Source organism: Mucilaginibacter sp. HD30 (assembly GCF_054061755.1).
The window spans coordinates 3,904,776-3,929,710 of record NZ_JBSSEO010000001.1; the positions used below are offsets into that span (position 1 = coordinate 3,904,776).

A 24,935-nucleotide genomic window follows, 5' to 3' on the forward strand; every position below is an offset into this window, starting at 1 on the left:
CTTCATCCCCCGACATTGGATATTTGGCGTTGGATATTAATTTATCATGAATTTTTATCCGCAACACTTATTCTTTGCCCATTTCAACACATTTTTATCATATTTGATGTTATTATCAATCTATACTGAAATTAATATCACTATGCCCGAATTAGATCCGCAAATACAGAAAAAAGTAAACGCATGGCTTAACGGAAGCTATGACGACCAGGTAAAACAACAAATACAGAAGCTTATTGATGACGGAAATACTACCGAGCTCACAGACGCTTTTTACCGCGACCTGGAATTTGGTACCGGCGGTTTACGCGGCACCATGGGGCCGGGTTCAAATAGGGTTAATAAATATACCATTGGCACCGCTACACAGGGCTTAGCTAACTTTTTAAAGAAAACCTATCCGGCAGAGCAAATAAAGGTGGCCATAGCGCACGATAGCCGCAATAATTCTGATTTGTTGGCAGGCATTACTGCTGATGTGTTTTCTGCTAACGGCATACATGTATACTTCTTTAAGGCTCTGCGCCCGACGCCAGAGCTTTCTTTCGCGGTGCGCCATTTGGGTTGCCGCAGCGGTGTGATGCTTACTGCATCGCATAACCCTAAAGAGTATAACGGTTACAAAGCGTATGGCGCCGATGGCGGGCAGTTTGTTGCCCCGTATGATAAAGCCGTTATGGACGAGGTTGCTGCTATAAAGAGCATAGACGAAGTTAAATTTACCCGCATTGATACCAATGTAGAACTGATAGGCGAAGAAATAGACGAACTATACCTGAGCAAGATCACCGAGCTATCGGTATCGCCGGAGGCTATACAACGCCAGAAGGATCTGAAAATAGTATACTCGCCGATACACGGCACAGGCATTACAATGGTACCACCCGCGTTAAAACGTTTTGGCTTTGAGAACGTGATAATTGTAGAGGAGCAGGCTACGCCGGATGGCAATTTCCCAACCGTGGTATACCCTAACCCTGAGGAAAAAGAAGCACTTACTTTGGCACTTAAAAAAGCCGAAGAAGTTGATGCTGACCTTGTAGTTGCTACCGACCCGGATGCCGATCGCGTAGGTATTGCCGTTAAAAATACCGAAGGCGAGTTTGTGTTATTGAATGGTAACCAAACAGGCAGCTTATTGATAAGCTATCTGTTAACCGCATGGCAAGCTAAAAACAAGCTGGATGGTAACCAGTATATTGTTAAAACTATTGTTACCACCAACCTGATAGCTGATATTGCCAACGACAAAAGCGTTAAGTATTACGACACCCTTACCGGCTTTAAATACATAGGCGAACTGATGACGAAATTTGAAGGCAAACAAACCTTTATTGGCGGCGGCGAAGAAAGTTATGGTTATTTAATAGGCGAACTGGTGCGCGATAAGGACGCAGTTGTATCTGCAGCGTTTATTGCGGAAATGACAGCTTACTACAAAGACCAGGGCAGCAGCTTGTTTGAGGCTTTGTTGGAGCTGTATGTTAAATATGGTTTTTATAAAGAAAAGCTGATCTCTATCACCAAAAAAGGGAAAACAGGTGCTGAAGAAATTAAGGCGATGATGGAAGCTTATCGCACCAATCCGCCGGTAACTTTGGGTGGATCAAAAGTAACTACGCTTAAGGATTACGAGTTGCAGGTAGAAACCGACCTGGCTACCACTACCACCAAGCCTATTGAGTTACCAAAAAGCGATGTATTGCAGTTTGTAACCGAGGATGGCACCATTATATCCGCCCGCCCATCGGGTACGGAGCCTAAGATAAAGTTCTATTGTAGCGCAAAAGGCAAGCTGGCTTCAAAAGAAGCTTATGCAGAAACCGACCAGCAAATGGAAGCTAAGATAGAAACGATAATGAAGGATTTGGGCGTTTAAACCCTTTGCTTAACTTGCTTACCCCACTCCGTTTTTTCAATGGAGTGGGGTGTTGCAAAAAATATGTGTTCCCCTAAAAGTAAAAATTCAATTAGCTGTATGCGAGGCGTTTATGTGTTTTGCTTTTATTGAATTAAGGCGATGAATTCACCTCAAAAACCGCTAACTTACTCCTGTTCAGGCCAATACAATCTTATTGCCTTTTGACTTTTTGCAACGCTTTAGCAACAAAAAAGCAACACTTTTGCAACAGCATTTTTTAGCTTCCGGGCACAGATTCTACACAGGTGAGTGAAACTGAATTGAGTAAATATTCAAGACCTACAAAAACGGCTACGTTCTTATTTGGCAGATTGCCTGCTCACTTTTTTAGGATCATCATTAAAGTATAAGCTTATTAGTTCAAACAGTTTTGGATCATAATTATTCAATTCTGTTTTTGTATTAATTTGGTTGTGAACGCCATTGCATGGAATAGCTTCCAGGTTTGCATTAAACCAGCACTGTACCCCCTCGGCAAAGTACTCTTGGTAATTAGAAATGGCATAAGTATTTTCCCATAAGCCATTTTTCCGGGCATCGTTGTAAATGGATTTCAATTTATTGTCAAAATCGTTGTCTAAATAGTTTAAGCCCATTAAATGTATTGTGTGTGCAAACTCGTGAATTAAGATATCCTCACCACGATAATTGTCTCTTGCATAACCCAACAAGTTTTCCTCGGCACAGCTTACCACCGGACGAGCGACGGTTGCCCCTAAGCCCCGGGTTCTTGTATTCCAATTAGTTTCGGGGAACGCTGTGTTTAAATCGCTATGTTCAGGAATATCTGTAGTAACCTCATTTATTCCCATTACTGCTACTTTTATTTTATTCGCAATTAATTTGTTTTTTACAGCCGAAATTTTCGCGAGCATTTGTAAGATGATCATTCTTGCTTGTAAGAGCGCTTCATCAGGGACATTTGAAGAACTAACAATCAGCAGACCGTCCGCATTCAGATACTTTTTATAAAATGCATTTAACCTGAGGTTGGCTGTTGCTTTATTTACTACCGCCGTGTCTCTTAACAATTTAGATATTGGCACCGGCGTTGGTTGGGATCTAACCTCTTGGTCGGGATGACAAAATGAATTTAAAAAAAAGAAAGGCAATAAAATTAGAGCCCGGGTAAAACAATGTTTTATCATCGGGTTAAATTAATAAAAGCATGCTTAAAAACAATTGAGCAGGATTCTCGGCAGAAATAAATTTCTTTCGACCACCCCAAAACTAAAACTTCATCCCCCTTGCACTTAGCACCGCTATTGCTCATATTTGCCATACAATCCAATTGAAAAAACAAAATTCAATAAATCAATAATTCAGTCCTTCACTAATTAATCAGATGGCAGACGAAAAGATAATATTTTCTATGGCCGGGGTGAGCAAAGTTTATCCCCCGCAAAAAACCGTATTAAAAAACATTTACCTGAGCTTTTTTTATGGGGCCAAAATCGGCGTTATAGGTTTAAATGGTTCGGGTAAGTCATCACTGCTTAAAATTATAGCAGGCATAGATAAAACTAACATAGGCGAGGTTGTTTTTTCGCCAGGCTACACCGTAGGCTATTTGAGTCAGGAGCCTGAACTTGATCCCGAAAAAACCGTGCGCGAAGTAGTAGAAGAAGGTGTTTCCGAAACTACCGCGCTGCTAAAAGAATACGAAGAGATCAACGAAAAATTCGGACTGGAAGAGTATTACGGCGATGCCGATAAAATGGATAAGCTGATGAGCCGCCAGGGCGAATTACAGGACCAGATTGATGCGGTTAACGCCTGGGAACTGGACACCAAACTGGAACGCGCTATGGATGCCCTGCGCTGCCCTGAGCCGGATACCAAAATTGCCGTACTATCGGGTGGTGAGCGCCGTCGTGTGGCGCTTTGCCGGTTGTTATTGAAAGAGCCGGATGTTTTGTTACTGGATGAGCCAACCAACCACCTGGATGCTGAATCCATAGACTGGTTGGAGCAGCACCTTAAGCAGTACAAAGGAACCGTTATAGCCGTAACACACGATAGATATTTCCTTGATAATGTGGCCGGGTGGATCCTGGAATTGGACCGCGGCGAAGGCTTACCATGGAAAGGAAATTACTCGTCTTGGCTGGATCAAAAATCAAAACGCCTTGCACAGGAAGAAAAAGGAGAAAGCAAACGCCAGAAAACATTGGAGCGAGAGCTGGAATGGGTGCGTATGGGGCCAAAGGGCCGCCATGCCAAATCAAAAGCCCGTTTAGGCAACTACGAAAAACTGGCATCGGAAGAAACAAAAGAACGCGAAGAAAAATTGGAGCTGTTTATTCCGCCGGGTCCGCGTTTGGGTAATGTGGTGATAGAAGCCAATGGCGTAAGCAAAAGCTACGGCGATAAATTACTATTTGACAACCTGAACTTTAGTTTGCCACCAGCGGGTATAGTAGGTATCATCGGGCCAAACGGTGCCGGGAAAACAACGCTGTTCCGTTTAATTACAGGGCAGGATCAACCTGATGCAGGTACCTTCCGTGTTGGCGAGACCGTAGCTTTAGGCTATGTAGACCAGATGCACGATGACCTTGACCCAAACAAATCTGTTTGGGAAAATGTTACCGGCGGCTTGGAAACCATTATGGTTGGCAATAAGCCGCTTAACTCGCGGGCCTATGTGTCGCGCTTTAACTTTAACGGTGCAGATCAGCAGAAAAAAGTAGGTGTACTATCGGGCGGTGAGCGCAACCGGGTGCATTTATCTATCACCCTTAAAAAAGGCAGTAACGTGTTGCTGCTTGATGAGCCTACCAATGATATTGACGTAAACACTTTACGCGCCCTGGAAGAAGCGTTAGAAAACTTTGGTGGCTGCGCAGTAGTCATCAGTCACGACCGTTGGTTCCTGGACCGTATTTGCACGCACATACTGGCTTTTGAAGGCAACTCGCAGGTATACTTCTTCGAAGGCAACTACAGCGACTACGAAGAGAACCGCAAAAAACGTTTGGGCGATATTGGGCCTAAGAGGATAAAGTATAAGAAGTTGACGGTGTAGATCATATGCACATCAAAACCTGCAATTTGCAAAATGGGTGGTTTAGCGTTATGCTTCCAGATGATTGGGACGAGTATGATGATGGCGAAGAAGGAACTTTTTGCTTTTTCAATACCGCAAAATGGAACGGTAACTTAAGAATAACACCTTTTCATTGGCTGGGCACTGTAATCGTTGACGAAAGTAAGGCGGAAAAATATATTGAAGATGAAGTACGTGAAAATGAAGGTGCAATCAGAATTAAAATTGGTAATTTTGATTGCGCTTTCTATAAGAAAGATCTAATTGAAGATGGAGAAAAACTAGTTATCTACTACTGGATTACAGGCAAGGACAACGATATTTTTATTTGCTCCTTTACAACCAACAAAGAATTAGAAAATTCAATTGACCTGAATCAATTGCAAGATGTTATCAAAAGTATCGTTTAGGGGATCGGGCCTAAGGGAAGTCAAGAATTTTATAAAAAGAAGCGCAAAGGCCTGCCAATGTGCGCGGCCGGGAGTCTGGCCTGTGTAGTGGCAGCGATCAGCTTGGCTTGATTTTTTGGTTACTTTTGTATCAAGTGGCTGTTGCGCAACCGCCATAAGGAGCTTTCAATTTTTTATATTTATGATAGTTGCACGTGATAGAAGTTGATTCTTTCCAGGTAGATGTAGGCTTTATAAACGTGTTCACGAAGGATAATTACACTTAACTTCACCGGTTTTGGTCGGTATTTCAACATTTTCTTAAGATTATAAGCGATAGCAGCCATAGTTAGGCATTTATTGGCCTGTATAAGTCCTTTACAGTTGACCCTTTTAATGCCGAGATAATTTACCAATGTGCCGATAACCGGCTCAACTGTACTTTGTCGAAGCTTCATTAGTCTTTTAGCTTTTCGGGTCCGCATTCTCAGGTGCATAGTATCGTAATAAGGTTTGTCTAAAGTTTCCTTTATCCTTAGTCTGTTACCTTTAAAGGCTGCGCATGTGGCTTGTTGCTCGCAATTGCTACAACCCTTCACCCCGGCTCCATACTGCTTCATCCAATAGCCTGCGGTAAAGTAAGTTCCCAGATAGTTTACGTTTACGCCCCGCTCGCATTGGTAGTGATCTTGTATTGCATCATAAGTAAAACCTTCTCTCTCATAGTTGAACTGGCCTCTGTTTGGAATATAACCGGTTATACCACTTGCTTGTAGCGCCTTTAAAGCATCGGGACTGCTATAACCTGTATCAGCTACGATCTCTTGCAGCGCAATATCATTTTCAAGTAAGGTAGCTTTGAGATGTCTTAACACAGCAGCTAAACATTCACTGTCTCTTTTATCCGCTGTAAAAGCCTGTACATGGGTGATCATGTGAGTTGCTGTATCAACTGCTACCTGCCCAAGATAGTTAAGTGCCGTTGGTTTACCGGGCTTTACTGACATCTTTGCATCAGGATCTGATGGACTATAATGGGTGTCGTTTGAGGGGTTCTTCTTTGGCTTCAATCCTTTATCATCAAGTTCATCCGCCTTTTTAAACGGTGATACCGATACTGATGGCTCTTCATTATCCTGTAGTTCACGGCTGTAAGCATCCGCATCATCCAAAATGTCTTTTTCAATCAGACTATCCAAGGAGGCATTAGCTTTAATAAAGAAACCATCTACAGCCTGCCTTTTGCCTGATACCATACCTTTATCAATACATTGTTTCAGCACTTGTTTAAACAGTTCTGTAAATACATGCTCCCCATATAGCTGCCTTGTGCGACTTAGGGTGCTATGCCATGGCAATTCGTCGTCCAGATCATGATCGATGAAATACAAGAGATCCAACCGCAAGCGGGAGGTGGCTATGATACGGCGGTCGCTGTTTAGGTTTTCAAGGTAACCAACAAGTATCAACTTCATAAACACTACAGGGTCAATACTCTTTTGACCTTCTGTACCATAATACTCAGCCGTCAGCGGATAAATAAATCGTAAATCAAGTTGTTCCTTTAAGCGCCTATAGAAATTGTCGGCGGGGATATGATCTGATAGTTGAAAGTTAACAAACAACTTTTCCTGATAGGTCTTTTTGCCTTGCATACCACAAGATAACACATACCACAGTCCGCTTTGTCTGTATCTTTTCAACAAACTGTTAGTTGCGCAACAGCCACTCAAGACAAAAGTAACAGCCTCTGCGGCAATTGAGCGGGGCAAGCCAAGCGCGAGGGGATAGTCCAATGATAGGAAACCACGCACTTCCTGGCAATCGGGGGGATTGCTTCGTACCTCGCAATGACGTTTTTATGAAGCGTTTACCACCATCTCTGCTACTTCTTCTCCCACCAAACTCCCCATAGCAACCCCCATACCATTGCACCGCACGGCGCAGAACACACCGGGTTGTACCTGTTTAATTATTGGCTTTAGCTCGTCGCCGAAACCCATAATGCCGCTCCACCAATAGTCAACTTCAGCATTTTGCCCGGGCAGTATCATTTCGCTTAAATACGTTATCAATTGTTGCTTTACCGCTTCAGTATGGCCCAGATCATAGGTCCGCTCGCTGTTAAAATCGATATTCCGTCCGCCGCCAAAAAGTACGCGGCTATTAATATTTCTGAAGTAATAGTATCCCTCATCAAAATGATAAGTTCCTTTAAGCTTTAAACCGGCAATGGGTTTGGTAACCAGCACCTGCCCGCGCCCAGGCACCACATCCAGTTCAGGATAAAGCTGCGCGGCAAAGGCGTTGGTGGCTAATATTACCTTTTGCGTTTTGAATATGCCGTGAGATGTGGTTAGTTGAATATGGTCACCAGAGTTTTCAATATTGTTAACACCGCAGTCATTCAGTACCAATGTACCTGTGCTATAAACCTTGTTCAGCAGCGTACGCATCATTTTACCGGTATCAAGTTGACCTTCATATTTATTGCAGATCATGCGCTTGATCCCCTTTACGCCAAAATCGGTAATTTTAGCATCAGCGCCTGCATAAATGTCAGTATTTCCAGTAGTCTGCGCCAGCAAAGTGTTAAAGTATGTTAATTGATCAAAGCACTCTTCGGCGCGCAGCTGTTCATCATCACTGAAAAGTTCATACCCGCCATATTGGTGAAAATCTATATTAGCATCGCCCAGATTTTCGCGCAGTTTTTGCAGGCCCCGCCATTTATAATCAACAAGGCGCAGCACTTCTTCTTCTGATGATTGTTTTAAGTAGGCAATTTGTTCTGAAACAGTGCCAAAACAGGCAAAACCGGCATTTTTTGTGCTTGCACCGCTGGGTAAAAAGCCACGCTCCAATACAAGCACCTTTAAGTTGGGTTGCTTTTTTTTAAGATGGAGGGCCGCGCTTAAACCCACAATGCCGCTGCCTATAATAACAACATCGGCATTGTTAATAAACTGCGTTTGCTCCCAGTAGGAAAACGATGACCCCATGCTATCAAATGTAAAAAATTCAAAAGTCAAAAAAACACCTGCTATGATCAGAATGGAATACTTTTTGAAATATCCATCTTAAATAATTTACCATGAATCAATTATCATTTATATTAGGATTTATAAGTTATGGCTCTGCGTGGTTGTTAATGATAATCATAATGGTTGCCAGCATGATAGTCCAATGGCGTTTTAAGAGCAAGTTTAAACAATATTCGGAAATGGGTTTGGCATCCGGCCTATCAGGAAAAGACGTAGCCGAAAGAATGCTGCGCGATAACGGCATATATGATGTGCAGGTAGTTTTTGTTGAAGGACAACTTACCGACCACTATAACCCTGAAACACGGACGGTTAATTTAAGTCCGGACGTTTATCACAGCCGGAGTGTTGCAGCGGCAGCGGTTGCTGCTCACGAATGCGGGCACGCTGTACAACATGCCCGCGGCTATAGCTGGCTAAACCTGCGCACTACTTTGGTGCCTTTAACCAATGTGGCTAATACCTTGGTGCAGATAACCTTGTTTATTGGTGTTATGCTATTGTTTTTTATGCATAACCCGCTGGTTTTGGCAATAGGCGTTGCCGCCTTGGCGGTGGTTACTGCATTTACTTTTATAACCTTACCGGTTGAGTTTGATGCAAGTAACAGGGCGCTGGCCTGGCTAAACAACAATTATAACGTTATGCAAACCAATACGGAACACGAGCAGGCAAAAGACGCCCTCTGGTGGGCCGCAATGACCTACGTAGTTGCCGCTTTAGCATCGTTAGCTACATTGTTGTATTATGCTTCAATGCTGGTTAATCGCAGAGATTAATAGCTGGTTAGTTACTTTAAAAAGGTGATAGTTTTACCACTTTCCCTTTTTTATTTTAAGTGTACATAAAACACTTATCTGCCTGATAATGTAACATTTACATATACGAAAACGTTAGCGACTAATTTTCCTTTTTATTGATTTGTTGCTTTGGGGGATTTACATAGATTTGTTAGGAATCGATTAAGCCTGTTTCATCACACAGGCGTTTGCTACCAGGCAAACAACAGATTATAACCCAATTAACCAATTATACTAAAATGAAAAAAATCCTTGGCTTGTTATTGTTGGCTTCAACAGCGGCAATGGCCCAAAACAGCAATCCTGCGATGGTGACCTTCACCGACGATCAGGATCACAAAAACATGATGGAGCAATTAGGCATTAAAGCGCTTCGCCCAGGCCCCAGCGGCAATGAGAGCGCGCCTAACCATGCTAACTATGACGAATCATTAGCAAATCCCTATCCAAACCTGCCAGATCTTTTAACGCTTAAAAATGGCAAAAAGGTAACCACGGCCGAGCAATGGTGGAAACAGCGCCGCCCCGAGATTGTAGAAGATCTGGAAAGGGAAGTTGTTGGGCGTGTTCCTAAAAATGTTCCTAAAGTAACCTGGAAGGTGGAAGTTAGTGATAGAGAAGTAATAAACCGCATTCCGGTTATTGCTAAACACATCGTTGGCCATGTTGACAACTCATCATACCCGGCTATCAATGTAGATATTGATATGGTATTGGTGGTTCCGGCTAACGCTAAGGGGCCCGTACCTGTTTTAATGATGTTTGGTGGTGGCCGTTTACCGGCGCCTGCTCAGCCAGACGCGGCCTCATTAAAATTGATTAATGATGGTTTAAGAAAAGTATTAGGCGACTCAAGCCCTGAACTTAAAGCAGCTTTAGAGAAATACCCGGCTTACCAACCTATTGCTGCTGCAGCAGGTGCAGGCGGCTTCGGTTTTGGTCCCCCTCCGGCGCCAAAGGCACCAACTCCTGATATTCCGGGAGTAGCGGGTGTTAATAATGACGGGCCATCAACAGAACAGCTTATTGCTGCGGGTTGGGGTTACGCTGCTGTTAACCCATCAAGCATACAAGCGGATAATGGTGCCGGTATAACAAGAGGCATTATAGGTTTAGTAAACAAAGGCCAGCCACGCAAACCAGACGACTGGGGCGCATTACGTGCATGGGCATGGGGTGCGGGCCAGGCGCTTAACTACCTTGAAGCAAATGAGCCTGCTGTAGATGCTAAGAAAGTGGGAATCGAAGGGGTGTCTCGTTATGGTAAAGCTGCCATGATCACCTTAGCTTTTGAACCAAAATTCAATATGGCATTGGTAGGTTCATCGGGCGAGGGTGGTGCTAAACTGCACCGTCGCAACTGGGGTGAAGCCGTTGAAAGCCTAACCGGCGGCGAGTACTACTGGATGGCCGGAAACTTTATGAAATATGGTGCTTCTGACGCCACTTTCGGAGCAAAAACCGCTAAAGATATCCCGGTTGATGCGCATGATATAATTGCGCTATGTGCTCCGCGTTTAACCTTCATCAGCTATGGTATCCCTGAAAAAGGCGACGCCAAGTGGCTGGATCAGCAAGGGAGCTATATGGCAGCAGTTGCCGCCGGACCGGTTTTTAAACTATTAGGCGTAAAAGATCTTGGCGTATCGAATGATTATAACAAAGAAAAAATGCCTCCGGTTAATGCACCTATGCTTGACGGCGAATTAGCATGGCGCCAGCATGATCAGGGTCACCAGGATCAGGCTAACATGAAATGGTTCATCAAATGGGCCGACCAGAAAATGGGCCGACCGGCAGCGGCACCCGCCACTGCAAATCAAGGCTTTCCTCCAAGACAATAAAACAAAAGAGCGATGGGTTTGAAAACTCATCGCTCTTTCTTTATAGACCATGTTTGTTAATTCATCCTATACGGAGCAATCAAATAAAACTCCGGAATCTGCACATCAAAAAAGGTATTATCCAATAAACGCATCATACGATACTGGCCTTTCATGTTGCCCATGTCAGTCTTTAAATTACAGCCAGACACATATTCATGCGCGCTGCCAGGTTCAATTATAGGCTGCATCCCAACAACACCCTCGCCCTCTACTTCCCGCTTTGCACCATTCGAATCAAAAATATACCAATGGCGACTTAACAGGCGCACGGCATAGCTCCCGGTGTTTTCAATATTTACCTTGTAAGCAAACATAAAATGGTCGTTGGCCGGGTTGGAATACTCCGGCTGATAGATGGTTTCTACCGAAACCTTAACCCCGTCTGTTGTATAAGTAACCATAAAGTACTATCGTTTAATTCAAATATATACCTCGTCGTCAAAAATCAAGCCATCTTAATGGCATAATTTTGAGCAATATATATTTTTTAATATTAAAAAAGCAAACAGAAAGTGTTAAACTTCCAATACTGATACGGACGAAGTGAAGCGAGGGTTGCGTTCAATCTCGTTCAGAATTTCATCAAGCTCATCAAAAGTGCCGGCGGTAACCAGTTTGGCGCGGTATTCTTTAAAGTTTTCTATCCCTTTAAAGTAGTTGGAGTAATGCCTGCGCATTTCAAAAACGCCGGTTTTTGGTCCCTTCCACTCAATTGATTTTACAAGGTGAGTGCGGCAGGCATCAATTCGTTCGGCAAAGGTTGGTTTTTCCAAATGTTCGCCGGTGGCAAAATAATGTTTTATCTCGCGGAAGATCCATGGGTAACCAATAGCCGCCCTGCCTATCATCATCCCATCAACGCCATATTCCATGCGCCAGGCGGCGGCTTTTTCGGGCGAATCAATATCACCGTTGCCAAAAATCGGAATGTGTATCAACGGATTCTTTTTGATCTTGCTGATAAGTGACCAATCTGCCTGACCTTTGTACATCTGCGACCGTGTACGGCCATGGATGGTAAGTGCTTTTATGCCTACGTCCTGCAAACGCATGGCCACTTCCTCTACGTTTTTGGTATTGTCATCCCAGCCTAAACGGGTCTTAACTGTAACGGGTAAATGGGTGCCCTCAACAACGGCTTTGGTCATGGCAACCATTTTATCAATGTCCTGCAATAAACTGGCACCAGCACCACGGCAGGCCACATTTTTAACGGGGCAACCATAGTTTATATCTATAAGGTCCGGGTTGGCTTTGGTTGAGATCTCTGAAGCTTCGCGCATGTGCTCAATATCACTACCAAAGATCTGGATCCCAATGGGGCGCTCGTACTCAAAAATATCCAGCTTTTTAAGGCTTTTGGCCGCATCACGAATTAACCCTTCTGATGAGATAAATTCGGTATACATCATATCTGCCCCATGCTGCTTGCACACATAACGGAACGGCGGATCACTCACATCCTCCATCGGCGCCAGCAAAAGCGGGAACTCCCCTAAATCAATATTTCCTATTTGTACAGACATGCTTATCTTTAACCCGTTGCAAAAATACGAAATTTGAATTAAATGACGTCTAACCCCGCTAATCGCCTGCATCCATCACTGCAGTTTCTCATCCTTACGGCCATCACTATTGGTGTTGTGCTGCTTGGAAACTTAATTGGGGCGGCGGTAGTTGCCGCTTTTTATGACCTTAAAATGGTGATGAATATAGCACAGCTTGATTTTTCAGCACCCGGCACCGCTAATGCTTTATGGATCCTGCAAATATTGGGCACCACCATACCGCTGCTTATAACTCCTTTGGTGTTTGCGCAATTTATTGTAAAGCAACCGCAGGAGTACTTAAAACCGTCCTTTAATTTCCCATGGACCATGTTTGCGCTTGTGTTTTGTGTGATGATGGTATCATCCCCCCTAATAGAGCTTTTAAGTCGTATAAATCAAGATATGGTATTGCCCGACTACTTGAGCGGTGTACAAAAATGGATGCGCGACAGCGAAGATAATGCCGAAAAACTAATAAAAGTGCTGTTAAAAATGGATACCATTTTTGGCGTAATAGCGAACGTTATTGCCGTGGGGCTTTTTACTGCCATTGTTGAGGAGCTGATGTTCAGAGGCTGTGTGCAAACCATTTTTATAAAATGGACCGGCAATGTGCATGCGGCTGTTTGGATAACAGCAATTCTGTTCAGCGCTTTCCATATGGAGTTTTTTGGCTTTTTACCGCGCGTACTATTGGGGGTATTATTCGGCTATTTTACTGCATGGAGCGGCAGCGTATGGCCGGCGGTTTGGGCGCACTTTTTAAATAATGCAACCGCCGTTGTTGCTGTTTATCTGTACCAACATAAATTGGTAAAAATAGATCCTAACGACATGCACATTTTTAAATCTTCGGCTTATGTATTTAGCTTTATAATTGTGTTATTTTTGCTATTCCTGTATCATAAAGAGGCAAAAAAAGAGAAAACGGCAGCCTAAGCAAAAAATGGAGAAAAACTGGATAAAAATTTTTACCTCTTCAGATTTTTACAAGTCGGAGATTGTAAAACAGGTGCTGTGCGCACACGAGATAGACGCCGTTTTGCTCAACAGACAAGCCTCCTCACACCGCGACTTCGGCAATGTGGAAGTTTATATTCACCAGGAAAATTTCAGCAGTGCCATTGAGGTGATGGTACTTAATCATTTTTAAATTTTATGAAAACCCGCGCCATTACCGGCTTTTTCTTTGTGATAGTAATGCTGGCTTCGGTTTTTACCGGTCGGTACGTCTTTGATGTTTTTTTCTTCTTATTGGCCAGCTTTTGTCTTTGGGAGTTTTATGGCTTATTAAAAGGCACATCCATCATGCCCGACCGCATTACAGGGCTAATTAACGGCGCTATTATCTACGTGATATTTGCACTGATAGCGTATGCTGATGATGCGCATAAGTTGATACTTTTGTTGCCTATTACTTTAAGCGCAGTTGCCATAGCAGAATTGTTTAGAAAGAACGAGGCTCCTTTTACTAACATAGCTTATACCTATTTTGGCTTGCTTTTCACCATTGTGCCATTTAGTTTTTTCCACGCGCTGGGCTACCTTAACGGTAGTTTTAACCCGCATTTGCCGTTGGCGTTTTTGCTGATGCTTTGGGGGAACGACACCGGGGCTTACCTGGTTGGAAGCAAACTTGGGCGCACAAAGTTATTTGAGCGCCATTCGCCAAAAAAAACCTGGGAGGGTTTTATTGGCGGCCTGGTAATAACAATTGGTGTAGCTTTTATATTGGATAGATTTTTTACCGAACAGCCTTTACAAAACTTAATATGGATGGCGGTGTTAATAAGCACGTTTGGAACTATAGGCGATCTGATAGAATCTATGCTTAAACGGAGCCTGAATGTAAAGGACTCCGGGGGGATATTGCCGGGGCACGGCGGATTGTTGGACAGGTTTGACGGACTGCTTATGGCCGCACCAATTGTATACGCATACCTATACTTTGTTACAAATGTTTAGTTTTGCATAAAAATTATTTCTATGACTTTTCATAAAGAGGGATACACATCACTGGCACTTTGCATTCTTTTTATATTTGTATTGAATGCTGCTGTACAATTTTATTTACCTGAGGCAACGGTGTTTAAATGGATAATTTACATCCTCTCGTTCCTGCTGTTTGTAATCATTGTTCAATTTTTCCGTAGCCCCAACCTGCTTGTTACCCAAAACGAAAAAGTGGTGCTTTGCCCTGCTGATGGAAAGGTGGTAGTAATTGAAGAGACGGAAGAGCCTGAGTTTTTAAAAGACAAGCGCATACAGGTGTCTGTATTCATGTCGCCGGTTAATGTACACGTTAACCGCAATCCAATAAGTGGCGTGGTAAAGTATTTTAAATATCACCCGGGCAAATATTTGGTAGCATGGCACCCCAAGTCATCAACAGAGAACGAGCGTACAACCGTTGTAACCGAAAATAAAGTTGGCCAGCAGGTATTGTTCAGGCAAATTGCCGGGGCACTTGCCCGCCGTATTGTTTGGTATGTAAAAGAGGGTGATAAAGTAGAGCAGGGCGAGCAGTTCGGTTTTATTAAATTTGGCTCAAGGGTTGACGTGTTTTTACCATTGGGATCAAAAGTTAATGTAGAAATAGGCGAAGTAGTTAAAGGCGGGACAACCGTACTTGCCGAGTTGCCGGCTTAGTTAACATACTTTAAGAAATAGTTCTAAAGCTTTCGGTATTAGCCGAAAGCTTTTTTGTTTGCTAAAATATTTTATAAGCTATTGTCAAAAAACATTAGGCACAAAAAAACCTTTCTGAATTGATCAGAAAGGTTTATATACTTTATAAAAGTAAAATTATTTTACTACGCGTTTTGCTTTGATACGCGCAGCTTTACCGGTAAGCTCGCGCAGGTAGAACAATTTAGCGCGACGTACTTTACCAAAGCTGTTCACTTCAACTTTATCAATGTTTGGTGAGTTAGCAGGGAAGATACGCTCAACACCTATACCGTTAGAAACTTTACGCACGGTAAAAGTTTCAGAAACGCCTGTGCTGTTACGTTGGATAACCACGCCCTGGTAAACCTGGATACGCTCTTTGTTACCTTCTCTGATTTTATAATGTACGCTTACAGTATCGCCTGCTTTGAAAGACGGAAGTGTGTTAACTGTTACTGTTTGCTCTTCGACAAATTTTATTAAATCCATGATTTTAAGCTCTTAAAGCGACTTTTAGTCCCCTAAAAATCGGATTGCAAGTATAGGGATTATTTTTGAGAATAAAAAAACGATTTTAAAAATTTCCACAATTTGTTTTTTGTTAACAAATGGCGTTATAAATCGGGTGTTCTTCGGCGCTTAAATACGACATTTCTGTAGCGGTATCATTATTACTCAAGCAGATCCGGTCTCCTGATTTTTGTGCGCTCCACCGCCTGATCAAATCGCCATTTTTCAATTTCGGGTGTGTTGCCGCTTAAAAGGATATCGGGCACCTTGTGGCCGTTCCAATCTGCGGGGCGCGTGTAAATCGGCGCATCCAGCAAACCATCCTGAAATGAATCTGAAAGGGCCGATGTTTCATCATTCAATACACCCGGTATCAACCTTACCACTGCATCTACTAAAACGGCCGCAGGCAACTCGCCGCCTGATAAAACATAATCGCCAATAGAGATCTCGCGGGTAACAAAAATGTCGCGGATGCGCTGGTCTATGCCTTTATAGTGCCCGCATAAAATGATAATGTTTTTTTTGGATGAAAGCTGGTTAGCTATGGGCTGGTTAAGTGTTTCACCATCGGGCGACATAAAGATCACCTCGTCGTAATCGCGTTCGCTTTTTAGTTTTTCAATACATGCTGCAAATGGCGCTATGCCCATTACCATCCCGCTGCCGCCGCCGTACCGGTAATCATCTACGCTTTTTTGCTTATTGGTGGCGTAATCTCGCAGGTTATGCACATGTATTTCGCTAATGCCTTTTTTTTGTGCACGCAACAAAATTGAATGGGCAAAAGGGCTTTCTAACAAAGCAGGCAATACAGAGATGATATCAAAACGCATGGGGCAAAGTTAGTAATTAGTGATTGGAGATTAGTGATTAGTTTTTAGCGGATCTTATACCTGCACGACAAGGCCTAATCACTAGTCTCTAATCACCAATCTCCGCCAACGGCTAGTCTTCATCGTCAAGCATAAAAATTTGCTCTACGGGTTTGTCAAATACCCTAGCTATTTTTAAGGCTAACACAGTTGAAGGTACGTATTTATTGCTCTCAATGGTATTTATGGTTTGGCGGGATACGCCTATCAGGTCGGCAAGTTCGCCCTGGGTTATGTTTTTAATGGCGCGCTCAACGCGCAGTGAATTTTTCATGATTCGGCGCGTTTTGTGAATAATGGTTTTAATCTTAGCATATATTCCATCCTTAAAATGCTAAAAATTAAAACTACATTAATTAATATATCCGCTCGCCAGCTTGCGCCCGGGATATCAAAATAACCGACTCCTTTTTTGCTTGTCAAAATCAGGGTTTTTATTTCGGGCACATTAAATTTTTGGTACAGAACAATGAAGAAAAGCAGCAGGATGGCTAATTGCAGCGACTGTGTACGGTATTTGCTAATCAGCTCGTCTTCAACTTTTTCTTTAGCAAAAGCCAAAAACAGCAAACCAACCGGCAAAATCATAGTAAAGGGAGTGATAATAATACTGCTGGCATGTACAACTTTACCATTTTCTTTCATGCTGTCGAAAACTTTATTCTGCTCATCGGTTAAGCCATCTTGATAAGACGGAATCATTACCTGCGTATACCACTTTTCAGTTTTTACTGTCCGGTATTTGTAACTGGTTACAGCGTATATCAGGGTGAAAAACACGTAGATGTAACCGGCGTATTTAAAATAATGGGGCAACAATAACCTGTTTGATAAATAGTCGTCTTGTTTTTTAGCCTTGCCAAATACGATAAATATAATTGCCAGCGCAAACACAACCAAACCCATAGCGTTACATGCTGAGCTTAGTGCATCATGATCTTTAACTTTGTTACCAGAAATAAGAAGAAGCGCTAAGAAGCCAGATGTATTTATAAAAAACAACACCGCCGAGACCATTAATAAAATGTGACCTGTTTTTTTAGCTATGGGAGATAAGGATTTGATGCTCATGATAATTCGCCCTCCTGACCCAATTTGTTTAATTGATACACCGCCCATCTAAAACGGATGATAAAAAATGCCAACGGCGATAATATGTTGTAAGTTATAACTGCTAAAAAATCAAAGCCGTTAAAAGCCAGCACGCAAATCAGCATCAATATGTAATTAAAGTAAATTGCCCATTGCAAACTATCTAAGCGGAGTTGAGCTATTTGCTCATCTTCTATCTGCTCTTTACTAAATGATATTAAGATTAAACTTACTATTAAGGTTATTAATTTCGCATCATTTAATATTGTCTCCAGCGGAATACTGTTACCACGATTATTTTGTGACACAAAATATGTTGTAATCTCGGGCTCAAAATAGGTTGAGGCAACAGATAAGGCTAAACCTGTTAAAAATAATAGCGTACCTGTTTTTTTAAACGTGTAAGGGAATAAAAATCGTGTTTTCATATTTGTAAAGTTTGGTTTACCAAATGTAAAACAAACTTTACAAATGTCAAGTATATTTGACAGATTTTTTTTGGATTGAAATTTATTCCCCAAAAGATGCCTAGCTAATCCTGCCAGCTGGTGAGTTTACCGTTTTCAAAATAAAGATATTCAGATTTATCGCCTTTGTCGTAAACCCACTGTTCATGAACACCCCAGCTTCCTACGGTTCGGTTTATGTTATCTGGTTTGGGATATACCTCACGCACCATTTTAGCTGTCATCCCCAAACTTATAGTGCCTTTGGATAAATCGGTGCCATAAAACTTACCATACTTTTTTATCATTGTAGATCTAAAATCCTGGTCAATGAATATATTTTTAAAGCCGATGACTTTATAAGACTTTGCAAGCAATGTATCTTTAAGCGTTCCCTTAATTCCTTTATAGGTGGCTTGCCAAAGTTTTGTGGACACGCTGTAAGTGTGAAGCGTTACAGAATCGCCAATAGTTATTGGAATAGGCTGTTTCCCGGTAGCTTTAGGTGGTACTAAGTCTGCGGGCTCATCTGTTACCGCTTTAATCGAAGTTTGCGCATAACTTCCTATCGATAGAAATATAAACAATAAGATCAGGTAATTTTTCATGACGAAATATCGCAAATTATTTAAAGCTAAAGAAAGACTTTGTACTTTTTAATCTAAATAAATCTCCAACAGCCCATCAGGGAGGTCAACCATCACAATTTCTTTAACCACATCAATACCTTTAACGGTTGCTTCATTTAGCGGGAAAAGTACTTCGCAGCCTTTATAGGTAACGGCAGCAATTAATTGTTGGGGATATTCGTGTATTGCCGTTATCACACCTAATTCGCCTTCATTTTCATCAACAGCTGTAAAGTCTATGAGGTCCTTTAAGGTGAAATCGCTTTTTCTCTTTTTGGGCTTAAGTTTATTAGGCAGGTAAATATCTTTCTTTACTAAAACAGATGCTTTTTCAATGGTGTCTACATCCTCCAGGTACAGGTAGGCCGAGTTTTTTTGATTGTACTTTATTGACTCAACAAAGTACGGCGCCAACTTACCGCCCACCTCAATAAACAGGGCATTAAAGTTGATGTCATCCAGCCCGTCAAAATCAACATATAGTTGCATTTCGCCTTTTAGGCCTTTGGTTTTAAGCACACTGCCTATGCGGAAATAGTCTTCTATCTTCATACCAAATTTGTTATTTATGTCATTGCGAGGCACGAAGCAATCGCAAGTAGAAAAGCGGCCATGCAAAGTTCGCGATTGCCTCGTGCCTCGCAATGACAGCTGACGTGTTTTAAACAACAATGGCGAAGAACCTGTAGGTTGCTTCGCCATTGTATTGAAACGAGTTCAAAAAAATTATTCTGCGCTTTCTTCAGCTTCTGGTGCAGCTTCTTCAGCAACCGGAGCTTCTTCTTCAACTTCTTCGGCAACCGGAGTGTTTTTAGCAGCAATAGCAGCAGCTTTATCAGCATTACGTTTAGCCTCAGCAGCTAAAGCGGCTTTACGTGCCTCATCTTTTGCAGATACTAAATCTGTTTTCTTACCGGTGATCTTTCCGTCTTTTTGATCGGTCCATGCTGCAAATTTCTCGTCAGCTTGTTCCTGAGTTAAAGCGCCTTTTTTAACGCCGCCTTCTAAGTGTTTTTTGTATAAAACACCTTTGTAAGACAAAATAGCACGACAAGTATCAGTTGGCTGTGCGCCGTTGTTTACCCAATCAAGGGTTTTTTCAAAATTAATGTCAATTGTAGCAGGGTTGGTGTTTGGGTTGTATGAACCTATACGCTCAATAAAACGACCGTCGCGAGGTGCGCGTGCGTCTGCTACTACAATGTAGTAAAAAGGTTTTCCTTTTTTACCGTGTCTTTGCAATCTGATCTTAGTTGCCATTTTTCTATTCTTTTTATGTGTCCAACATTTCCCCGGAGTTTCTTTCAGCGGGGACGCAAAGGTAAGAAAATTTATTTTATATTTTAATTAACGGTTAGCTTATTTTATTTGATGCTGAATGCTTTACGCGATCAGTTCTTCATTGTTTCAAAAATCTTGCTTAAATCAAAAACCATCGGCCTGCTTACTGAGTATATTAATCTGTGAAAAAGAAATCTACGGGCATAATATGCAGTTTACTATTGGCGGGTGTCTTTTTTAACTCATTTAGCGCAAATGGTCAAAGCGCTACTGATACCCTTAACCGTAACGAGGTTTATAATCAAGCCTTTAATGGTATTTATCGCCAAAACGCACCACCGCTATTTTTCGGCAATGAATATGGTGGCCCTGAAAAAACTTTGCTTGTGGCCGATATCAACCCTAATGTGGTGCTGTTTAGCTCAAAAAAATCAAGGTTTTTCTTCTTATTCTCGCCAAGGGTTTACCTGCGTTTGTTTTCTGCCTATCACTCGCCGGTGCGGTCGCCAAGTTATATGCCGGGCGCCACCATGTTTACCAGGTTGAATAATGATGCCGCTAACCCCAGGTTTATATCGCTCTCGTATTCCCATCACTCTAACGGACAGGAGGGATCTACGCTTGATGCCAATGGTGATTTTAACCGTACAGATGGTAAATTCACCACCAACTTTTACAGGCTGGACTATTATTGGGGTAAAAAGGCCGCCAGTGTTACACAGTCCAGTAGTCAGTTTGCGTCAATTGGTATTGAACTACATGCGGGTTTATTTAAAACCGGATACTCAAAAGAGTTAACAGGCAAATATGGCTTTGTACGCACAAATGGCAGTTGGACCTACGATATAATGAAAGACAAAAGCGGCAAGGCTGATAGTTATGCCAGCCACCAACGCGTCCGGTTTGATTTTACTTATATTTTAGATAAGGTTTATAACTACAATATCGCCAACATAAATAAACGCTTAAATGCTTCCTTTAAATATTACTACCAATTTGGTTTCATGGAAAATTCAGCACTCACAGCTACAATTGGATACAGGGGGCAAGATCCTTACAATATTTATTTTGAAGATAGTTACCCTTACTTCGCTGTAGGTGTGGCGGCGGGTATATCCTTTAAAAAAAGCAAATGTAATTAATGAACATTTAAAGCACCATCTTGTTATCTTAACAAAAAACAATAGATATGAAATGGTTTGGCGGAAAAGAAACATCTGATTACGAAGAAAGCAGCGGCCGTGGCGGTCGCGGAATGTTATTCGGAGGTGGCATAATAGGGTTGATAGGGGCCGCTATCTATTTCTTTACCGGTATTGATCCGGGTGCAATTTTAAACCAGTCTGGCAATTCTGATCAGATAATTACACAACCGGGCGCCAGCGACAGTCGCGAAAAAAAATTCGCCAAGGTAATATTTGAAGGAACCACTATAGTTTGGGACAGTCTTTTCAACAACATGGGCCAACAATATCAGCATCCTATATTACATGTTTTTACTGATGAAGTAAATGCTGAAGGCTGCGGCTATGCATCGTCTGCAACGGGGCCATTTTACTGCCCGGCTAATGGCAAGGTGTATTTAGATCTATCATTTTTTCAGGAACTTGGCAATGAATTTGGCGCACCGGGCGAAGCAGCCAGCGCTTATGTAATAGCGCATGAAGTTGGCCATCATGTGCAAAATTTAATGGGCACGTCGGCAAAAATGGATGCTGAACGAAATAGAATTAGCGAAACGGAATACAATAAACTTTCGGTTAAACTGGAACTACAAGCCGATTTTTATGCCGGAGTTTGGGCGCATTACCAGGCACTTAACCACCACAATAATATCGTTATTGAACGCGCGGATATTGACTCTGCATTAAATGCTGCTAACCAGATCGGCGATGATAGACTGCAGCAACAGTATCAGGGCAGAGTAACGCCCGATAGCTTTACCCATGGCAGTAGCGCCCAGCGTATGTATTGGTTTAAAAAAGGCTTTGATACTGGTGACTTGCGCAAAGGCGACACGTTTGAAACAGAAGAATAACCTGTAATTTGAGCTAATAATTTTTACTTTAGTGCCGATGGTAAATTTATCAACTTTTGGCAAAACAGGTCTGTTTTTATGCGTAGTGCTGCTATATGCCTGCTCGCCCAAAATAGTACAGCCGCCCAAAGCGGTGCAACCGCCTGATGTACCGCCCATACCTGTAGTAGCAAAGCAATTTGATGCTACTGACAAGTTTTACACTACTAAAGCAGACTCTTTGCTGAATATACTTAAGCAGCAAACCCCTGCTATGTTGTATGATAGCACCGGCGCTATTGCGGTGCCGTCTGAATGGGTGGCCTCAGTAAACTTCGGCATCCGCAAGGCTAATTTTGTTATACTACATTACACCGCGCAAGATTCGGTGCAGCAAACGCTACGCACTTTCACGCTTTTACGCACCGAAGTAAGCGCCCACTATGTTATTGGCAAGGATGGCAAAATATTTCATATGGTGAATGATTACATGCGCTCTAACCACGCAGGAGCGGGTAAATGGGGCAGCGTTACCGATATGAACAGCTCCTCGTTAGGCATTGAGATAGACAATAATGGTAGTGAGCCTTTTACTGATGCGCAGGTAAATAGCCTGCTGCTTTTATTAACTCAGTTAAAAAAAGCATATAACATACCAGTAGCCAATTTTATTGGTCACCAGGATTATGCTCCTAAAAGAAAATCCGATCCGGGTCCGTTGTTTCCATGGAAAGCTTTAGCTGACAAAGGCTTTGGTATTTGGAGTGATACTGTGTTGATCCCGGCGCCACCCAACTTTGACTATGCTACGGCATTGCGAATAATAGGCTATGATACAGCGGACCTTAACGCTGCCATTATTGCCTTTAAACGGCATTTTGTGCAACAAGACAGCAGCCCTATAATGAGCCAGCTGGATCTGAATGTGCTGTATAATGTTTACAGGAAGTATTGAGCCCCTAGCCCCTGAAGAGGGAAAGGATAGTTGGCAGGCAAAATATGATAAATAAAAAAGGCCGCTCAAGACGGCCTTTTCTATTATGCTCCCCCTTTAGGGGATTGGGGGGCCTTCCAGCCATCCTTTAGCGCAACTGTTCTGTTAAATACCGGTTTTTCTGGTGTTGACAATTTATCCACAGTAAAATATCCTTTACGAATAAACTGGTACCCCTTTCCAGTTTCAGCAGCAGCCAGATGTGGTTCTATGTAGGCATTGGGTATAATTGTCAAGCTTTCCGGGTTAATATAGTCTTTAAAGTCGCCTTCCTCGTTTGATGGGTCTTCTACTTTAAATAAACGGTCATACAAACGCACCTCGGCAGTTTTTGCATGGGGCACACTCACCCAGTGGATGGTGCCTTTTACGTTTACGCCGCTGGTATCATGTCCTGATTTTGAGTTAGGCAGATAAATGCAATGTATTTCCGTAACGTTACCGTCAGCATCCTTTTTAAAACTTTCGCAGGTTACTATGTAGGCATTTTTAAGGCGTACACTCAAACCAACACCCAGGCGGAAAAACTTTTTAGGCGGCTCTTCCATAAAGTCTTCGCGCTCAATCCACAACTCGTTGCTGAACGGAATATCACGGCCACCGTCGCCACCCTCAACTTCAGGGTTGTTCTCGCCATGCATTATTTCTGTTTGCTCTGCCGGATAGTTGTTGATAACCAGCTTTATAGGGTCAAGCACTGCCATACGACGCCATGCGGTTTTGTTCAGATCCTCGCGAATACAAAACTCCAGCAGGCTAAAGTCTATCATGTTTTCGCGTTTTGCTACGCCTATGCGCTCACAAAACTCGCGAATGGAAGCCGCAGTGTAACCACGACGGCGTAAGCCACTTATGGTTGACATCCGTGGATCGTCCCAACCATCAACATGCTTTTCATTCACCAGTTGCATTAGCTTGCGCTTGCTCATTACTGTATAGGTGATGTTTAAGCGCGCAAACTCGTACTGCTTGCTCTGGAATATATCAAGTTGCTCAATAAACCAATTATACAGGTCGCGATGCGGGATAAATTCCAGCGTACATATAGAATGTGTGATATTTTCAATAGCATCAGATTGTCCATGTGCAAAATCATACATCGGGTAGATGCACCATTTATTGCCCGTGCGATGGTGGTGCGCGTGTTTAATGCGATACATCAGCGGATCGCGCAGGTGCATGTTAGGCGCGGCCAGATCAACTTTAGCGCGCAACACTTTTGCTCCATCCGGATATTTCCCTTCCTTCATTTCGGCAAACAATTGCAGGTTTTCTTCAACGCTGCGGCGGCGGTATTGGTTTGGTGTGCCCGGCTCGGTCGGAGTGCCTTTTTGGGCAGCAATTTCCTCGGCGGTACTATCGTCAACGTAAGCCAGTCCTTTTTTTATAAGGGCGGTAGCAAAATCATATAATTGGTCAAAATAGTCTGAGGCATATAACTCGTTGGCCCACTCAAAGCCCAGCCAACTTACATCGTATTTGATACTCTCAACGTACTCTGTGTCCTCTGTAACGGGGTTAGTATCGTCAAAACGCAGGTTGGTTTTGCCATTATATTTATTTGCCAAACCAAAGTTAAGGCAGATAGATTTGGCATGGCCTATATGCAGGTAACCGTTAGGCTCGGGCGGAAAACGTGTCAATACCCGGCCACCGTGCTTGCCTGCACTTAAATCCTCTTCAACTATCTCTTCTATAAAGTTTAATGATCTCTCTTCGCTCATATTATTTCTGCAATCCTGCAAAAGTAGGTTTTTTTAGCAGAATGGATAAAGTTGTTAC

General features: G+C 42.6%; 26 protein-coding genes. 12 read left to right on the forward strand and 14 right to left on the reverse strand.

Translation table 11 applies throughout. The features are described from left to right. Positions 1-142 precede the first annotated feature (142 nt). Entirely contained in the window at positions 143-1,879 is a 1,737-nt protein-coding gene (locus ACVW2L_RS18495; RefSeq protein ID WP_457129430.1) for a phospho-sugar mutase, read from the forward strand. 341 nt (positions 1,880-2,220) lie between these two features. Here ACVW2L_RS18495 and ACVW2L_RS18500 read toward each other — a convergent pair whose 3' ends face one another. Continuing rightward, complete coding sequence (locus tag ACVW2L_RS18500; protein ID WP_457129431.1) at positions 2,221-3,033, reverse strand: hypothetical protein; 813 nt, start codon at positions 3,031-3,033, stop codon at positions 2,221-2,223. Between the two features lie 233 nt (positions 3,034-3,266). On the opposite strand from ACVW2L_RS18500, the gene ettA reads away from it, so the two are divergent. Both ettA and ACVW2L_RS18510 read left to right on the forward strand, forming a co-directional pair. Then, entirely contained in the window at positions 3,267-4,949 is a 1,683-nt protein-coding gene (ettA, locus tag ACVW2L_RS18505) for an energy-dependent translational throttle protein EttA (protein WP_457129432.1), read from the forward strand. A gap of 5 nt (positions 4,950-4,954) precedes the next feature. Continuing rightward, positions 4,955-5,380 (forward strand): DUF3805 domain-containing protein, encoded by a 426-nt coding sequence (locus ACVW2L_RS18510; protein ID WP_457129433.1) that lies wholly within the window; start codon positions 4,955-4,957, stop codon positions 5,378-5,380. A gap of 179 nt (positions 5,381-5,559) precedes the next feature. Here ACVW2L_RS18510 and ACVW2L_RS18515 read toward each other — a convergent pair whose 3' ends face one another. Together ACVW2L_RS18515 and ACVW2L_RS18520 are read right to left on the reverse strand one after the other, a co-directional pair. Beyond that, complete coding sequence (locus ACVW2L_RS18515) at positions 5,560-7,014, reverse strand: IS1182 family transposase (protein WP_457128019.1); 1,455 nt, start codon at positions 7,012-7,014, stop codon at positions 5,560-5,562. Positions 7,015-7,218: 204 nt separating this feature from the next. Next, positions 7,219-8,361 carry an NAD(P)/FAD-dependent oxidoreductase gene (locus tag ACVW2L_RS18520; protein WP_457129434.1) on the reverse strand — a complete coding sequence of 381 codons (1,143 nt, stop codon included), beginning with the start codon at positions 8,359-8,361 and terminating at the stop codon, positions 7,219-7,221. Between the two features lie 92 nt (positions 8,362-8,453). Between ACVW2L_RS18520 and ACVW2L_RS18525 the strand changes: the two genes are divergently transcribed. Further along, positions 8,454-9,182 carry a zinc metallopeptidase gene (locus ACVW2L_RS18525; protein WP_457129435.1) on the forward strand — a complete coding sequence of 243 codons (729 nt, stop codon included), beginning with the start codon at positions 8,454-8,456 and terminating at the stop codon, positions 9,180-9,182. A gap of 260 nt (positions 9,183-9,442) precedes the next feature. Further along, positions 9,443-11,047, forward strand: coding sequence for a glucuronyl esterase domain-containing protein (locus tag ACVW2L_RS18530; protein WP_457129436.1), 1,605 nt, complete (start codon positions 9,443-9,445; stop codon positions 11,045-11,047). A 56-nt stretch (positions 11,048-11,103) separates the two neighbouring features. Here ACVW2L_RS18530 and apaG read toward each other — a convergent pair whose 3' ends face one another. After that, complete coding sequence (gene apaG, locus ACVW2L_RS18535) at positions 11,104-11,490, reverse strand: Co2+/Mg2+ efflux protein ApaG (protein ID WP_457129437.1); 387 nt, start codon at positions 11,488-11,490, stop codon at positions 11,104-11,106. 114 nt (positions 11,491-11,604) lie between these two features. Further along, positions 11,605-12,615 carry a tRNA dihydrouridine synthase DusB gene (gene dusB / locus ACVW2L_RS18540; RefSeq protein WP_457129438.1) on the reverse strand — a complete coding sequence of 337 codons (1,011 nt, stop codon included), beginning with the start codon at positions 12,613-12,615 and terminating at the stop codon, positions 11,605-11,607. A 42-nt stretch (positions 12,616-12,657) separates the two neighbouring features. Between dusB and ACVW2L_RS18545 the strand changes: the two genes are divergently transcribed. The 4 genes from ACVW2L_RS18545 to ACVW2L_RS18560 are packed head-to-tail and all read left to right on the forward strand — an operon-like array spanning position 12,658 to position 15,288. Then, positions 12,658-13,578, forward strand: coding sequence for a CPBP family intramembrane glutamic endopeptidase (locus ACVW2L_RS18545; protein ID WP_457129439.1), 921 nt, complete (start codon positions 12,658-12,660; stop codon positions 13,576-13,578). Between the two features lie 7 nt (positions 13,579-13,585). Next, a complete protein-coding gene (locus ACVW2L_RS18550; RefSeq protein ID WP_457129440.1) occupies positions 13,586-13,792 on the forward strand; it encodes a hypothetical protein in 207 nt (68 codons plus the stop codon). Between the two features lie 5 nt (positions 13,793-13,797). Next, a complete protein-coding gene (locus tag ACVW2L_RS18555; RefSeq protein ID WP_457129441.1) occupies positions 13,798-14,604 on the forward strand; it encodes a phosphatidate cytidylyltransferase in 807 nt (268 codons plus the stop codon). Between the two features lie 21 nt (positions 14,605-14,625). Further along, complete coding sequence (locus tag ACVW2L_RS18560) at positions 14,626-15,288, forward strand: phosphatidylserine decarboxylase family protein (protein WP_457129442.1); 663 nt, start codon at positions 14,626-14,628, stop codon at positions 15,286-15,288. Positions 15,289-15,444: 156 nt separating this feature from the next. Here the strand turns inward: ACVW2L_RS18560 and rplS are convergent, their stop codons facing one another. The 8 genes from rplS to ACVW2L_RS18600 form a co-directional block, all read right to left on the reverse strand. Then, the gene (gene rplS, locus ACVW2L_RS18565) at positions 15,445-15,798 is read right to left on the reverse strand and encodes a 50S ribosomal protein L19 (protein ID WP_457129443.1); all 354 of its coding nucleotides are present in this window, start codon (positions 15,796-15,798) and stop codon (positions 15,445-15,447) included. Between the two features lie 182 nt (positions 15,799-15,980). Then, positions 15,981-16,655: a tRNA (guanosine(37)-N1)-methyltransferase TrmD gene (trmD, locus tag ACVW2L_RS18570; RefSeq protein ID WP_457129444.1), complete on the reverse strand. Its 675-nt coding sequence runs from the start codon at positions 16,653-16,655 to the stop codon at positions 15,981-15,983. Between the two features lie 112 nt (positions 16,656-16,767). Continuing rightward, positions 16,768-16,968 carry a helix-turn-helix transcriptional regulator gene (locus tag ACVW2L_RS18575; RefSeq protein ID WP_457129445.1) on the reverse strand — a complete coding sequence of 67 codons (201 nt, stop codon included), beginning with the start codon at positions 16,966-16,968 and terminating at the stop codon, positions 16,768-16,770. After that, positions 16,965-17,765 carry a hypothetical protein gene (locus ACVW2L_RS18580; RefSeq protein ID WP_457129446.1) on the reverse strand — a complete coding sequence of 267 codons (801 nt, stop codon included), beginning with the start codon at positions 17,763-17,765 and terminating at the stop codon, positions 16,965-16,967. Before ACVW2L_RS18580 ends, ACVW2L_RS18575 begins: the two co-directional genes overlap by 4 nt. Then, positions 17,762-18,214, reverse strand: coding sequence for a hypothetical protein (locus ACVW2L_RS18585; protein ID WP_457129447.1), 453 nt, complete (start codon positions 18,212-18,214; stop codon positions 17,762-17,764). Before ACVW2L_RS18585 ends, ACVW2L_RS18580 begins: the two co-directional genes overlap by 4 nt. 104 nt (positions 18,215-18,318) lie before the next feature. After that, positions 18,319-18,840 carry a hypothetical protein gene (locus ACVW2L_RS18590; protein WP_457129448.1) on the reverse strand — a complete coding sequence of 174 codons (522 nt, stop codon included), beginning with the start codon at positions 18,838-18,840 and terminating at the stop codon, positions 18,319-18,321. A 48-nt stretch (positions 18,841-18,888) separates the two neighbouring features. Further along, positions 18,889-19,413, reverse strand: coding sequence for a ribosome maturation factor RimM (gene rimM, locus ACVW2L_RS18595; protein ID WP_457129449.1), 525 nt, complete (start codon positions 19,411-19,413; stop codon positions 18,889-18,891). Between the two features lie 174 nt (positions 19,414-19,587). Next, positions 19,588-20,121 carry a 30S ribosomal protein S16 gene (locus ACVW2L_RS18600; protein WP_457129450.1) on the reverse strand — a complete coding sequence of 178 codons (534 nt, stop codon included), beginning with the start codon at positions 20,119-20,121 and terminating at the stop codon, positions 19,588-19,590. A 203-nt stretch (positions 20,122-20,324) separates the two neighbouring features. On the opposite strand from ACVW2L_RS18600, the gene ACVW2L_RS18605 reads away from it, so the two are divergent. Genes ACVW2L_RS18605 through ACVW2L_RS18615 form a run of 3 tightly spaced genes read left to right on the forward strand, consistent with a single transcriptional unit; the run spans position 20,325 to position 23,114 of the window. Further along, the gene (locus ACVW2L_RS18605; RefSeq protein WP_457129451.1) at positions 20,325-21,284 is read left to right on the forward strand and encodes a hypothetical protein; all 960 of its coding nucleotides are present in this window, start codon (positions 20,325-20,327) and stop codon (positions 21,282-21,284) included. Positions 21,285-21,331: 47 nt separating this feature from the next. After that, entirely contained in the window at positions 21,332-22,180 is an 849-nt protein-coding gene (gene ypfJ / locus ACVW2L_RS18610; RefSeq protein ID WP_457129452.1) for a KPN_02809 family neutral zinc metallopeptidase, read from the forward strand. A 37-nt stretch (positions 22,181-22,217) separates the two neighbouring features. After that, positions 22,218-23,114, forward strand: a complete 897-nt coding sequence (locus tag ACVW2L_RS18615; protein WP_457129453.1) for an N-acetylmuramoyl-L-alanine amidase — start codon at positions 22,218-22,220, stop codon at positions 23,112-23,114. A gap of 83 nt (positions 23,115-23,197) precedes the next feature. Here the strand turns inward: ACVW2L_RS18615 and ACVW2L_RS18620 are convergent, their stop codons facing one another. Beyond that, a complete protein-coding gene (locus ACVW2L_RS18620; RefSeq protein WP_457129454.1) occupies positions 23,198-24,877 on the reverse strand; it encodes a glutamine--tRNA ligase/YqeY domain fusion protein in 1,680 nt (559 codons plus the stop codon). Positions 24,878-24,935 lie beyond the last annotated feature (58 nt).

Excerpts from the sequence above, each read along its gene's own strand:
- ACVW2L_RS18495 (WP_457129430.1), top strand. The coding sequence starts at position 143 with ATGCCCGAATTAGATCCGCAAATACAGAAAAAAGTAAACGCATGGCTT.
- ettA (WP_457129432.1), top strand. The coding sequence starts at position 3,267 with ATGGCAGACGAAAAGATAATATTTTCTATGGCCGGGGTGAGCAAAGTT.
- ACVW2L_RS18510 (WP_457129433.1), top strand. The coding sequence starts at position 4,955 with ATGCACATCAAAACCTGCAATTTGCAAAATGGGTGGTTTAGCGTTATG.
- ACVW2L_RS18515 (WP_457128019.1), bottom strand. The coding sequence starts at position 7,014 with ATGCAAGGCAAAAAGACCTATCAGGAAAAGTTGTTTGTTAACTTTCAA.
- ACVW2L_RS18520 (WP_457129434.1), bottom strand. The coding sequence starts at position 8,361 with ATGGGGTCATCGTTTTCCTACTGGGAGCAAACGCAGTTTATTAACAAT.
- ACVW2L_RS18525 (WP_457129435.1), top strand. The coding sequence starts at position 8,454 with ATGAATCAATTATCATTTATATTAGGATTTATAAGTTATGGCTCTGCG.
- ACVW2L_RS18530 (WP_457129436.1), top strand. The coding sequence starts at position 9,443 with ATGAAAAAAATCCTTGGCTTGTTATTGTTGGCTTCAACAGCGGCAATG.
- apaG (WP_457129437.1), bottom strand. The coding sequence starts at position 11,490 with ATGGTTACTTATACAACAGACGGGGTTAAGGTTTCGGTAGAAACCATC.
- dusB (WP_457129438.1), bottom strand. The coding sequence starts at position 12,615 with ATGTCTGTACAAATAGGAAATATTGATTTAGGGGAGTTCCCGCTTTTG.
- ACVW2L_RS18545 (WP_457129439.1), top strand. The coding sequence starts at position 12,658 with ATGACGTCTAACCCCGCTAATCGCCTGCATCCATCACTGCAGTTTCTC.
- ACVW2L_RS18550 (WP_457129440.1), top strand. The coding sequence starts at position 13,586 with ATGGAGAAAAACTGGATAAAAATTTTTACCTCTTCAGATTTTTACAAG.
- ACVW2L_RS18555 (WP_457129441.1), top strand. The coding sequence starts at position 13,798 with ATGAAAACCCGCGCCATTACCGGCTTTTTCTTTGTGATAGTAATGCTG.
- ACVW2L_RS18560 (WP_457129442.1), top strand. The coding sequence starts at position 14,626 with ATGACTTTTCATAAAGAGGGATACACATCACTGGCACTTTGCATTCTT.
- rplS (WP_457129443.1), bottom strand. The coding sequence starts at position 15,798 with ATGGATTTAATAAAATTTGTCGAAGAGCAAACAGTAACAGTTAACACA.
- trmD (WP_457129444.1), bottom strand. The coding sequence starts at position 16,655 with ATGCGTTTTGATATCATCTCTGTATTGCCTGCTTTGTTAGAAAGCCCT.
- ACVW2L_RS18575 (WP_457129445.1), bottom strand. The coding sequence starts at position 16,968 with ATGAAAAATTCACTGCGCGTTGAGCGCGCCATTAAAAACATAACCCAG.
- ACVW2L_RS18580 (WP_457129446.1), bottom strand. The coding sequence starts at position 17,765 with ATGAGCATCAAATCCTTATCTCCCATAGCTAAAAAAACAGGTCACATT.
- ACVW2L_RS18585 (WP_457129447.1), bottom strand. The coding sequence starts at position 18,214 with ATGAAAACACGATTTTTATTCCCTTACACGTTTAAAAAAACAGGTACG.
- ACVW2L_RS18590 (WP_457129448.1), bottom strand. The coding sequence starts at position 18,840 with ATGAAAAATTACCTGATCTTATTGTTTATATTTCTATCGATAGGAAGT.
- rimM (WP_457129449.1), bottom strand. The coding sequence starts at position 19,413 with ATGAAGATAGAAGACTATTTCCGCATAGGCAGTGTGCTTAAAACCAAA.
- ACVW2L_RS18600 (WP_457129450.1), bottom strand. The coding sequence starts at position 20,121 with ATGGCAACTAAGATCAGATTGCAAAGACACGGTAAAAAAGGAAAACCT.
- ypfJ (WP_457129452.1), top strand. The coding sequence starts at position 21,332 with ATGAAATGGTTTGGCGGAAAAGAAACATCTGATTACGAAGAAAGCAGC.
- ACVW2L_RS18615 (WP_457129453.1), top strand. The coding sequence starts at position 22,218 with ATGGTAAATTTATCAACTTTTGGCAAAACAGGTCTGTTTTTATGCGTA.
- ACVW2L_RS18620 (WP_457129454.1), bottom strand. The coding sequence starts at position 24,877 with ATGAGCGAAGAGAGATCATTAAACTTTATAGAAGAGATAGTTGAAGAG.